12 protein-coding genes and 1 other RNA gene are annotated in these 12525 nt (G+C 42.8%); 1 reads left to right on the top strand and 12 read right to left on the bottom strand.

Annotation, left to right across the window (positions count from 1 at the left end):
* Positions 1-250 precede the first annotated feature (250 nt).
* Positions 251-435: non-coding RNA, 6S RNA (gene ssrS / locus J6U00_RS05560), on the top strand.
* A gap of 42 nt (positions 436-477) precedes the next feature.
* Here the strand turns inward: ssrS and J6U00_RS05555 are convergent.
* The 12 genes from J6U00_RS05555 to hisS all read right to left on the bottom strand — a co-directional run.
* A complete protein-coding gene (locus tag J6U00_RS05555) occupies positions 478-1131 on the bottom strand; it encodes a V-type ATP synthase subunit D (protein WP_296580000.1) in 654 nt (217 codons plus the stop codon).
* A 10-nt stretch (positions 1132-1141) separates the two neighbouring features.
* Positions 1142-2518: a V-type ATP synthase subunit B gene (locus tag J6U00_RS05550; protein WP_296579998.1), complete on the bottom strand. Its 1377-nt coding sequence runs from the start codon at positions 2516-2518 to the stop codon at positions 1142-1144.
* A complete protein-coding gene (locus tag J6U00_RS05545) occupies positions 2518-4287 on the bottom strand; it encodes a V-type ATP synthase subunit A (RefSeq protein WP_296579996.1) in 1770 nt (589 codons plus the stop codon). Before J6U00_RS05545 ends, J6U00_RS05550 begins: the two co-directional genes overlap by 1 nt.
* 21 nt (positions 4288-4308) lie before the next feature.
* Positions 4309-4620, bottom strand: a complete 312-nt coding sequence (locus J6U00_RS05540) for a V-type ATP synthase subunit F (RefSeq protein ID WP_296579994.1) — start codon at positions 4618-4620, stop codon at positions 4309-4311.
* Entirely contained in the window at positions 4613-5557 is a 945-nt protein-coding gene (locus J6U00_RS05535) for a V-type ATPase subunit (RefSeq protein WP_296579992.1), read from the bottom strand. Before J6U00_RS05535 ends, J6U00_RS05540 begins: the two co-directional genes overlap by 8 nt.
* An 8-nt stretch (positions 5558-5565) precedes the next feature.
* A complete protein-coding gene (locus tag J6U00_RS05530) occupies positions 5566-6159 on the bottom strand; it encodes a V-type ATP synthase subunit E family protein (RefSeq protein WP_296579990.1) in 594 nt (197 codons plus the stop codon).
* 18 nt (positions 6160-6177) lie between these two features.
* Complete coding sequence (locus J6U00_RS05525; protein ID WP_296579988.1) at positions 6178-6654, bottom strand: V-type ATP synthase subunit K; 477 nt, start codon at positions 6652-6654, stop codon at positions 6178-6180.
* Positions 6647-8620, bottom strand: coding sequence for a V-type ATP synthase subunit I (locus J6U00_RS05520; protein WP_296579984.1), 1974 nt, complete (start codon positions 8618-8620; stop codon positions 6647-6649). Before J6U00_RS05520 ends, J6U00_RS05525 begins: the two co-directional genes overlap by 8 nt.
* A 33-nt stretch (positions 8621-8653) precedes the next feature.
* The gene (locus J6U00_RS05515; protein WP_296579982.1) at positions 8654-8962 is read right to left on the bottom strand and encodes a hypothetical protein; all 309 of its coding nucleotides are present in this window, start codon (positions 8960-8962) and stop codon (positions 8654-8656) included.
* Positions 8963-9171: 209 nt separating this feature from the next.
* Positions 9172-9630, bottom strand: coding sequence for an NUDIX hydrolase (locus tag J6U00_RS05510; protein WP_296579981.1), 459 nt, complete (start codon positions 9628-9630; stop codon positions 9172-9174).
* On the bottom strand, positions 9623-11401 hold the full coding sequence (gene aspS, locus J6U00_RS05505; RefSeq protein ID WP_296579979.1) for an aspartate--tRNA ligase: 1779 nt from the start codon (positions 11399-11401) through the stop codon (positions 9623-9625). Before aspS ends, J6U00_RS05510 begins: the two co-directional genes overlap by 8 nt.
* Before the next feature lies 1 nt (position 11402).
* Positions 11403-12525: histidine--tRNA ligase (hisS, locus tag J6U00_RS05500; protein ID WP_296579977.1), on the bottom strand; the 1123-nt coding region annotated here is incomplete at its 5' end.

Here is a 12525-nt window from a genome sequence, read left to right as displayed (position 1 = left end):
ACCGTCACGCAGGCGACCGTTTCCCGCGACATCCACCGAACTACACCTGATGTTCTTGGTGGCCGCAAACCACTTGTTGCTGTCGGGTCGCACAAAGACCATGATGCCAGGGTCTTCCTTGAACGCCTTGATGGTATCATGGACGATAGCTATGAATATTAATTTTTTCTATTTTTACCATTTTACATATTTTTTCTATTGATTTTTACGAATGATTGTGCTATAATATATATAGAAAAGATAAACAGCCAAATTTCTGCCTTGTGCGGGTAATTATAGTTTTTATAATCCAACACATAATTCAAGGGAATTCGTCTCCGTATGTGGACTGCAGACCTCCCGCCCTGCGGAAGAAGGGAGCGAGAAGCATAAGGGCGTTTACCCACCTGCTTAGTGCGGGTTTTATGCACTATATGACGGCAAGGCGGATTTTTATACTCAAATGTAAAACGGTCTCCGATTTCGGAGACCGTTTTATTATTGCTGATAATGATGACTCTGTTTTAAAACCATGTCCTTTACCTTCATTAGTGAAGTAGTCGTACTTCTTTCGTTTTCAGAAAGCTTCATGGTTATGAATTTTATTGTTTCCTCGTAATCAGGTATCATGATATGCTCCAGAGCATTTACACGTCTTCTTGTCTTTTCGATCTCGTCCGCCATAAGCTGGCAGGACTTTTCAATCTCAGCAAGACGTATCATCTTCGGAAAAACTGAACTCAATGAACTTACAGCTCCATCAAGGTCAATTGAGGTAAAAGCCATACCATAAGAGTATATATCGTTTGAATCACCTGAGCGGTATTTTGTTTTGAATTCTGGAATATAAACACTCATTACATTTTTTTCACTGACTTCAAGTTCTACCTCCTGCTTTGGAAGCATCAAAGCTGTTTCTAGAACTTCACGCTGCATGACTGAACCTGCTACAGCCATATATTTATTAGCTTCCTTTATTGCCGCTTCCACTTCTTTACGAAGCTGACGATTTTCCCTAATAAGGTTCATGAACTGTCTCATAAGCTCATCACGCTTATCCTTTAGTAGCTTATGACCTCTGCGAGCTGATGCAAGCTTCTTTTTTAGCTTGCTTAACTCCATTCTGGTGGGATTAACATTTAACCTTGCCAATCAACTCACCTCATTTCTGAGTATCATAATACTTTACAAGGTATTCCTCGCGAATTCTTCTAAGCTCGCTTCTCGGAAGCATTCTGAGAAGCTCCCAACCTATTGCAAGTGTATCCTCGATGCTTCTGTTGTTCTCGAAGCCCTGAGAAACATACTTTTTCTCGAACTCGTCAGCAAACTTTGCATAGATAAGATCAGTTGGAGTTAGAGCAGCTTCACCAAGGACTACCATAAGCTCCTTAGCGTCCTTTCCTCTTGCATAAGCAGAGAAGAGCTGGTTCATTGTATCGGAGTGATCTGCGCGTGTTTTTCCCTCGCCTATACCCTTATCCTTAAGTCGTGACAGTGAAGGAAGTACATCAACAGGAGGATTTATCCCCTTTCTGTAAAGCTCACGTGAAAGTATTATCTGTCCCTCAGTGATATATCCGGTAAGATCTGGGATAGGGTGAGTTTTGTCGTCCTCAGGCATTGTAAGGATAGGTATCATAGTGATACTTCCCTCTTTTCCGTTCTGACGTCCTGCACGCTCATATATTGTTGCAAGGTCAGTGTACATATATCCCGGATATCCTCTTCGTCCTGGAACCTCCTTACGAGCAGCAGATACCTCACGAAGTGCGTCAGCATAGTTAGTGATGTCCGTCAGGATAACAAGGACGTGCATACCTTTTTCAAATGCTAGGTATTCTGCAGCTGTAAGAGCCATTTTAGGCGTTGCAAGACGCTCAATAGCTGAGTCATTTGCAAGGTTTATGAAAAGCACGGTTCTATCAAGTGCTCCTGTACTCTTAAAGCTCTGTACAAAGTACTCCGATTCCTCAAAGGTAATACCCATAGCAGCAAATACGACCGCAAACTGCTCGTCCTTACCACGTACCTTAGCCTGACGTGCTATCTGTGCGGCAAGTTGCGCATGAGGAAGTCCACTAGCTGAAAAGATAGGGAGCTTCTGACCCCTTACAAGAGTGTTGAGTCCATCAATAGCTGATACACCTGTTTGTATGAACTCCTGAGGATATTTTCTTGCAACAGGATTCATAGGAAGTCCGTTTACGTCAAGACGCATCTCTGGTATTATCTCAGGACCGTCATCTATAGGTCTACCGAGACCGTCAAATACTCGTCCAAGCATATCCTCTGATACACCGAGCTCCATCTGATGCCCCGAAAATACAACGCTACTATCCTGAAGATTTATGCCTGCAGCGTTTTCAAAAAGCTGAACAAGAGCGTTTGTACCATTAATTTCAAGAACACGGCACCTTCTCTTCTCTCCATTTTTTAGCCTTATCTCAGCAAGCTCTCCATAGGTTACATTTTCAACATCTTTTACAAGAAGCAGAGGACCTGCCGCTTCTTCGATTGTTCTGTATTCTCTTGGCATCAGTCTTCCTCCTTGTCAAGCAGCTCGTTGAGCTCTGAAGAGATCTCCACTGAGAGCTTGTCGAATTCTACATCTGTATTTTTTTCTTCAACATATTTGAATCGTCCGATCTTTTCTCTTATGGCAAGATTTGCTACCTCTTCAATATCCGCACCCTTACTGATGCAGTCATATGCCTCGTCATTGAAGTTAAGGATCAGTTTCATCATATATAACTGTTTTTTCAGGCTGGTATACGTATCTACCTCATGGAACGCTAGTTGATGCAGAAAGTCCTCACGTATCGAACGAGCTGTTTCCATTTTAAGTCTGTCATTAGGCGAAAGAGCGTCCATACCAACGAGCTTTACTATCTCCTTTAGCTCAGCCTCTTCGTGAAGAAGCTCCATGAAACGCGCTCTGCATTTCATCCAGTCCTTTGAAACATTGTTATTATACCAGTCAGCAAGTGAATCAGCATAAAGCGAGTAGCTTGTAAGCCAGTTTATTGCAGGGAAATGACGCTGATATGCAAGATTTGAATCAAGCCCCCAGAATACCTTGACGATACGGAGTGTAGCCTGTGATACAGGTTCAGAAATATCACCGCCGGGAGGTGATACAGCACCGATAACCGAAAGAGCTCCTTCCCTGCCGTCAGAGCCTGTAGATATAACTCTTCCTGCACGCTCATAGAACTGTGCAAGACGACTTCCAAGATATGCAGGATAACCTTCATCACCAGGCATTTCTTCAAGACGTCCTGACATTTCACGTAGAGCTTCAGCCCATCGTGATGTAGAATCAGCCATAAGAGCTACAGAATAGCCCATATCTCTGTAGTACTCTGCTATTGTGATACCTGTATATACAGAAGCTTCACGAGCTGCAACAGGCATATCAGATGTGTTTGCTATAAGAACAGTACGCTCCATAAGTGATTTCCCCGTATTCGGGTCGATAAGCTCCGGGAATTCGTTAAGAACGTCCGTCATCTCGTTACCGCGCTCTCCGCATCCGATATAAACTATAATATCAGCTTCTGCCCATTTTGCCAACTGATGTTGTGTTACAGTTTTTCCGCTTCCGAAAGGACCTGGGATAGCTGCTACACCACCTTTTGCTATCGGGAACAGGCAGTCAACAACTCTCTGACCGGTAACTAGCGGCATTTCTGGCGAAAGCTTTTTTAAATAAGGCCTTCCGCGGCGAACAGGCCATTTCTGTATAAGAGATAACTCCTTGTCACCCTTTACAGTTTCAATGATACATACCGTATCATTCGCATGGAACTCACCCTCGGATATCTTTTTTACTGTACCCTCTATACCGTTGGGCACCATTATTTTATGGAGAACTATATCCGTTTCCGGAACGGTTCCAATGATATCACCGCCGATGACCTTGTCCCCTACTTTTACAGAGGGAGTGAACCTCCACTTGGGTTCTCTCTTTAAGGAGGGAACCTCAACACCTCTTGCAAGATTGTTTCCACACACTTTTCTTATATCGTCAAGAGGACGCTGTATGCCGTCGAAAATACTTCCTATAAGTCCAGGGCCGAGCTCAACGCTCATAGGCTCTCCTGTTGATTCAACGTTCTCTCCGGTTCCAAGTCCCGAGGTCTCTTCGTATACCTGTATTGAAGCACGGTCGCCGTGCATTTCGATTATTTCACCAATAAGACGTTTATTGCTTACACGAACAACGTCGAACATATTGGCATCTCTCATACCTTCTGCAACAACGAGCGGTCCTGATATTTTTATGATAGTACCTTTGCTGTTCATTTATACTTACCCGCCTCTTTCCTAATTTAGTATATCCGAGCCGACTGCTTTTTCAACTGCTTCATGCAAAGCGTTCATACCTTCACCTGTATTACCTTCGATAGCAGGTATAAGCACGATAGACGGAAGCTTGCAGCTCCGGTATTTATTTATTGTATCCTTTACAAGAGCAGCAGCAGGCTCGGTAATATATATGACTGCGAAATCATTTGCTGCAAGCCTTGAAATAAGCTTTGTAACAGCTTCGGGTTCAGTCTCACGGAAAACGGAAAGCCCAAGAGCTGCAAAGCCTGAAACGCTTGCACTGTCACCAATTACAGCAGCTTTATACATACAGCTTTCTCATCCTTTCCGTTATAGTGGCTTTATCAGCACCGAATTCCTTACATACTGTAAGGATACGAATATTCTTAATTTCTGTTTCCTTTGCAATGTAGAAAGCTGCAAGGGGTTCAGGTCCGAAAGCCTTCATCCTTGCACTTTCGGCTAGCTCGATCAAAACATCGTCGCACCATTTTTCATATTTTGCAGCCGATACTTTCAACATAGAAGCCGCATCGCTGTAAGGAGTGCTCTCCAAAAAGCCAAACAGTGATTCTGTTCCGCCGAGAGCAGCCTTCAAAAGCTCTTCTTTATCAAGCTCTTTGCTTCCACATAAAGCAATTTCCATAAAATCAGCCGACTTATTAAGCAAACTGCACCTGTAAGCTGTCTTTATATCAGCACAGGCAGCATTAAGCTGAGAATATTTTTGCATGAATTCGCTTCCGCATTCGTCCGAGCTATGCTGCATTGCCTTCAATGCGGCATTATCAATAAGCGAATCCGATAGCTGACCATCTAATGTGTTTGTTACAAGCTCATAAGCTTCAACAGCAGTCTTTCGCATATATTCAGGCAGAATACTGTAATCTCTGTTGTTTATTGCGTCCACAAGAACTGATAATTCAACATTTGACGGTTCGATATAATAAAGCGAAGGATCTCTGTTTGAGATAACAGCTTTTAGTACAGCTTTAAGATTATGAAAATCATTTCTGTAGAGAAGTATCTCAAGCTCTTTGCAGCCAGGTGCATATCCTTTCAGCATTTCCCACACGGCCTTTAGCGTATCAGTAGCAGAAATTGAACCTGCCCTTGATGAAATCACAGCATCTGCTTCCGATCTGCTCCGTGAATTAATAAGCTGGTCGATATCGTTTTTTGTAAGAAGAGTATTCTCCATAGCTCTTATCGCGCCGACAGCATCAGCATACTTTGTTCCGTTCATAGTATCACCTACCCAAACAGAACTGTAGCAGCAGTATCGCGTACAGACTCTTTGTCAGATTCAATCATTGACCTGAAACTGCAATTTTCAGATATCAAACCGTAACTGAGTATAAAACCGTCTTCGATATCCTCTGCCTTATCAGAAACTGTTATTTGACCGCCTTTCTTTCCAGCAAGCTCGCTGAGCCTGCTTTCGAAATCGGAAGGTATCCTTGAAAGATCTCTGCTTCCAAAGCTGATAACACCTTTTTCAGGTTGGATATGACGTTCGGTAAGAGCAAGTATCATATCAAAGTACTCTTTATCCGGCTGTTCTTTCAGCTTTGATACAGTTTCTTCGATAGCCCTATCAATAAGCTCAACCTTACATGAAAGGAGTCTGCGCTTCATTTCAGCATCAACTGAATTACAAGCGTTCTCATAATCCTTTTCTGCCTGAGCAGATGACCTTTTAATAAATTCGTCATACGCCTTCTGAGCCTTTGTATCGCCATCGTGTAATATCTGCGCAGCTTTATTCTCCGCCGCTTTTATTATACTGTCTTCCGACTGCTTTTGCTGAGCTTCAATGAGGTTAAGTATCTCGTCAAGTCCTGACATATTTATACCTCTCTTTTATTAAAGGGCAATACCTTTGATTATAAGCATAGACATAAGAAGAGCAAGGATGGCATAAGTCTCGACCATTGCCGCCATAATGATACCCTTACTATTGTGTTCAGGCTTCTTTGCTGTGATACCTACGCCTGCCGCTGCCGTCTTGCCCTGAACTATGCCAGAGATAAGTCCGACTATTGCGATAGGAAGCGCTGCAACAAGAAACTGGAGACCCTGTGCTGCTGTAAGTTCTGCAACTGGACCGCCGATAATGCCTACACGTCTGAGGAGTATAATAGCTATAAGAAGTCCGTAAAGTCCCTGAGTACCAGGAAGCAGCTGAAGAATAAGTACCTTGCTGAACTTTGAAGGATCGACTGAAACTACACCTGCAGCAGCTTGTCCAACTATACCTACGCCCTTTGCTGAGCCAATTCCTGCGAGAAGAGCTGCAAGTGCAGCACCGATAACGGCAAAAACTATTCCTAAATTATTCATTGTTGTTTTCCTCCTTGAATTTGATATACTGAGTATTAACAGTGAGCGGTGCAAATTCTCTTCCGCCACCTGTATAGAATTTTGAAAACAGCTCCACAAACTGAAGCCTATCTGTATGGACATATGCACCAAGAAGATTGATCGCAAGATTAGCCGTATGACCGACTATGAATACTACTATGAGCAATACTGCCTTGACGAAAGGATTCTTTGGCATAGTACCAATAAGATTTATAACGCTTGCTATAGAACCTGTTGCAAGTCCAAGCGCAAGAAGTCTTGAATATGAGAGAATATCGCTAAGATATCCCGTAGCTGTATTATAAAGAGCATATATTCCACCAAAAAGCTTTCCGAATATTGATTTTGAGCTTCTTCCCGATGTGAGCAGCATTAATACAACACCAGCTATCATCATATAGGTTCCTACAGTTTTTAAAATCTGAGGAACGCTTATAAATACACTTGCACCATGAGGAACTACACCTAGGATTGTAAGATACACAGGTAGCGTATCCAGTACGGCATCTGTCTTTTTCCCTGCGTCCCATGACATTTTGAAGGATACTGCCACACCGAGAAAAGGATGGAGTATTCCCAGTGCGAATGAATACAACAAAAGCTTTATGGGATCATCGAGTGGCTCGAACCACAGTGCGATGCTTCCGATTTCCTTGTGGAAAAATTCCCTTGCAACGACCTGTACTATATCTCCGAACCAGCTTCCGAAGAGCGCACCCCATATTACTGTCGAAATTCCACAGTTTCTGAACATAGTCAGCGTTTTCTGCATTGTGCTCTCAAACTTGAATTTCTTTAAGGCAATGGTTGTTCCAATTACCATCAAGAGGCCATATCCTGCATCCGACAGCATCATTCCGAAGAAAAGATAATAGAAAAACGACATTACAGGTGTTGGATCCACATCACCTTTTCCAGGCATTGCAAACATTTTTGTTACTCCTTCGACAGGAGCTGAAAAACTGCTGTTTTCGAGCAAAACAGGCACATCATCATCATCAGACGGATCGGTAAATATAATGGACGCTGTATACTTTGACTTGATCTCTTTTTCAAGGGATTCTGCATATTTTTCTGGAATAAAGCCATTTAGCACAAAAGCGCTTTCAGTAAAGCCAAGTCCGCTCAACGCATCATATTTTTCCTTTCTCATCTGAAGATAATCAATGACAAACCGTAACTGCTGCCTATTTTCTGCAAGTTTTATTATGCTCTCCTTAGCCTTCTCGGAATCTTCATCAAGCTTTTTAATCTCGGCACTATATTCCGAGATAAGTTCTAAAGGTGTTTTGTTTCCTGGATCGGCAATATGAGAAAAAGCAAGTTTGCGAAGAATGTCTCCTGCTTCTTCATTAGAAGCCTTGGTACAAAGAATAAACAGATTTGTCTGTTCCTTAGACGAATTAATAACCTCAACACTGCTGCCTTCTGGAAGCTTTTCTTCAAGCTCCTCCGCTGTCGTCTGATATGGAAGCGTGCCTATGTACGCAACCGTAGCAGATGTTCCCTTAAAATTAAGAGGAACATCCAGTGTCTTCCACCTTTCAAGCATATCACATTTTATTTGTAGCTGTGAAACTGAATTTGCAGCGTCAGCAATAAAGCGCTGATTTTTAATTATCTCATTGGCAGAGCCCATTACCTGCTCCAAATGCATGGCTTCCTTACCAAACTCATGCTTTTCAACTTCGGTCTTTCCACCGAGAAGTTCTTTAAAAGCCGCCTTTTCAGGAGCATAATAATCAATGATCTCAAGTGCCTGAGATGCGGTATTCCTGAACTTGTCAAACTCGCCCACAACAGCAGTCACATTGGTGTTTTCAAGTTCCTCATCATCGTTACGCGTAATCTCGACCACTCCGCGCCGCTGAAGGAGCTCAATTATCTTCTTGCTGTCAGTAAGCATAGCGATAAGCTCGATCTTTTTCATTTTTAACTTCGCCATTTATTACATCACTCTCCTTTGTAAGGGCGGATTTCAGAAATAGCGGCTGATTATCTCATCAACAGCTTTGCCCATTTTACTTTCGGCTTGCTGTTTGATACTGTCGATTTTTCTCTGACACTCTTCCTCAGCTTTTTTCCTGTAAGCTTCAAGCTTTTTATCATAATCAGCTTTTAATACAGACAACTCCTGATGTGCTTCGCCAAGTTTTTTTTGAATAGCAAGCGAAGAGCGTCCTGTCGCGTCACTTATTATCTCATCGCGATGCTTGCGTGCTTCAGCATTCTTTTTTTCAGAAAGAGCCTCAGCTTCAAGGATCTTCTTTACAGCCTCCGATGCCATATATACACCTCCCGGATTATTAGATAAATCAAGATTATCTTAACATATAAAGTTATAGCAATATGTTAACCCAATCTAACATTAAAGACAAAGGGAGCTTACCCTACAGACAGCTCCCTTTAAAATTATAAACCTATAGTTAATATTATACTCCATAATGCGAAAAAAGTCAATAAAAATTTTAGTATTTTTATGCTTTTCAGTTACATTTATACACCAAATATCTCGTATTCCCCTTCTTTAAGAGAAATAGACCTGTATTCGCCCTTTTTCAGAGTATTTTCCCTATCATCAATATAAGCTCTCAGAATAGCGCGACTCATATTAGTGATATCGTTTCTGTTTACTGCTTCTTCTGGTGTAAGAAGCAGAACCTCACTATTTTCGTAACCGTCAGAATGCGGCTCTCCTGATACATAGTTCATACGAAAGACGATTATCCACTGCTCAGGACGAAACTGCACAGCAAAAACCGATTCGGCAGAAGCGTCAACGCCAGTCTCTTCAAACACTTCCCTTTTTACAGCCTCAGAAGGTAACTCGCCATCTTTGACATATCCGCCGGGAATAAGTATCCTTTCCTTTGCAGGTCCGTATGTATGCCTTACAAAAAGTATCTTTCCGTCTATATCAAGAATACCGCAGACTGCATAATATTTATTACTCATCTTCTTTTTTTACAACGTTTATGCCAAGTACTTCAAGGCTTTCGTTGTCAACTGAGGAAGGACATTCCGACATAAGCTCGCTTGCGTTCTGCACCTTTGGGAATGCAGTAACATCACGGAGACTGTCGGCATTACACATTATCATTGCTATACGGTCAAGGCCGATGCCCATACCACCATGAGGCGGTGCACCGTAACGATAAGCGTCAACAAGGAATCCGAATTTAGCCTGTATCTCTTCATCAGTCATACCAAGAGCCTCGAACATTCTCTGCTGAAGCTCAAAGTCGGTTATACGCATCGAACCACTTGAAAGCTCAGTTCCGTTAAGCACAAGATCCCAAGCCTTTGCGCGTACATTAGCAGGATCTGTATCAAGGTATTCTAGACACTCCTCCATGGGCATAGTAAAGGGATGATGAGCAGCCACCCATGTATTGTTCTCGTCGTCGTGCTCAAAGAAAGGCATTTCTGTTATCCAGAGGAAATTGTACTTATCCTCAGGTATAACTTCCATTCTCTTTCCACAGATAAGTCTTATAGCACCAAGAGTTGCAAGCACGGTTTTTGTCCTGTCAGCACATATAAGCACAAGGTCTCCCTCATGAGCGTCAACTGCGGAACATATCTTTTCAAGCTCGCCGTCTGCAAGGAATTTCTTGAACGAGCAGTTAGGCTCCTCAGCCCAGCGGATATATGCAAGGCCCTTCGCACCTATGCCCTTTGCGTGCTCAACAAGCTTATCTATCTCCTTACGGGTATAAGTTGCCGCACCGTTTTTAACATTTATAGCTCTTACGCTTCCACCATCCTCTATTGCATTCTTGAATACAACAAAGTCAATATCCTTTACAGTATCTGTGATATCTTGTATCTCAAAGCCAAAGCGGGTATCAGGCTTGTCAGAACCATAACGGTTCATAGCATCAGCAAAAGTAAGTCTCGGGAGTGGAAGAGGAACATCTACACCGATGACCTCTTTGAAAACTCTTTGAACAAAGCCCTCTACACACTCCTGTATATCCTCGGCGTCAACAAATGACATTTCAAGATCTATCTGTGTAAATTCAGGCTGACGGTCCGCTCTAAGGTCCTCATCACGGAAGCAGCGCGCAAGCTGTATGTATCTGTCAAAACCAGACACCATAAGAAGCTGCTTGTATATCTGAGGTGACTGAGGAAGAGCATAGAACTTTCCCTGATGAACTCTTGAAGGTATGAGATAGTCTCTTGCACCCTCAGGAGTGGACTTCATCATCATAGGAGTCTCTATTTCAAGAAAGCCGTTCTCATAGAAGTATTCACGGGTAACTCTTGCTATCTCATGACGCATTATTATATTCTGCTGGAGTGGCGCGCGTCTGAGGTCAAGATAACGATATTTGAGTCTAAGCTCGTCGTTTACTTTTGTTTCGTTAACTATCTCAAAAGGAGGAGTCTGTGCCTTGGCAAGTATCCTAAGATCATTGACAAATATCTCAACATTACCTGTTTTGAGCTTGTCGTTCTTACTCTCACGCTCACGAACCTCACCCTTTGCCATAAGAACATACTCGCTCTTGCATGAAGCAGCCTTGTTAAAGAGCTCGCGATCTGTTTCATCGTTAAAAAGCAGTTGAACAACGCCTGTCCTGTCTCTGAGTACAATAAAAATTACTCCGCCTTTGTCTCTTATCCTATCTACAAATCCGCCTACAACGACCTCTTTGCCTACCTCGGTCACCTCTCCGCAGTAATGTGTGCGCTTGAGACCTTTCATACTATCTGCCATTTTATTTATCCTCCCCTGTAAATGTGAACAGCGAACCGTTACCGTCTTCGTCCATTACATCCAGAATTTTATTAAAGTATTCATTTTCAAAATTAGCGGTAAAACTATCGTTAAGGAGCATTTCTACCTCGCTGCCGCTTTCCATTTCCTTAAGCTTTGCTTTGCCGCTTTCAAGCTCGTTATCGCCGAGGACCATGGTATAAGCTGCACCGATCTTATTTGCATATTTCATTTGTGCCTTTATGCCTCTGCCCATTAGATCATATTCTGCACAATAGCCGAATTCACGCAGTCCCTTTACAAGTTCCATAGCTTTTTCAAGAGCAGCATCGCCCATTGTGGCAAAATATATATCGCACTTTTTAGGAGTAAGATAATCACAGCCTTGCTTGTCCATAACAAGTAGAAGTCTTTCAAAGCCCATACCGAAACCAAGAGCCGGAACGTGCTGACCGCCGAGCTGTTCGATAAGTCCGTCGTAACGTCCGCCTGCGCATACAGTTCCCTGAGCGCCTATCTCCGTTGTAATGAACTCAAATACTGATTTCGTATAATAATCAAGTCCGCGGACTATCTTTGGGTCCACGATATATTCGATACCAAATTTTGTTAGATATTTCTTGAAAAGCTCGAAATGTTCATTACATTCCTCACATAAATAATCGAGGATCATCGGGGCATCCTTGCCTATCTCCTTGCATATAGGGCTCTTACAGTCAAGAAGTCTCATAGGATTTTTGACGAGTCTTTCCTTGCAAGTATCGCACAGCTCCTCCTTATGCGGTTCGAAATAAGCTCTAAGGGCTTCATGATACTTTGCACGGCAGGCTGGACAACCTATAGAATTAATATGAAGCTCTATATTCTTCAATCCAAGTCTGTCAAGAAGTGTCTTTGCAAGAAGTATCACCTCTGCATCAGCAGAAGGTGCCGGACTGCCAGCCATTTCAACGCCAAACTGATGGAACTCGCGCAGTCTTCCTGCCTGAGGGCGCTCATGGCGGAAGCAGGACAGCATATAATATACCTTTTGCGGAAGCGCTTCATTCAGAAGTCCGTTCTGTAACATTGCACGTATAGTTCCGGCAGTGCCTTCGGGACGGAGAGTAAACTCAGTCTCCTTT

Origin of the sequence: Ruminococcus sp. (assembly GCF_017650195.1) — a bacterium.
Classification (GTDB): domain Bacteria; phylum Bacillota; class Clostridia; order Oscillospirales; family Ruminococcaceae; genus Ruminococcus.
Note: the sequence above shows the minus strand (reverse complement) of the source record. Positions and strands in the feature narration are given on the sequence as shown.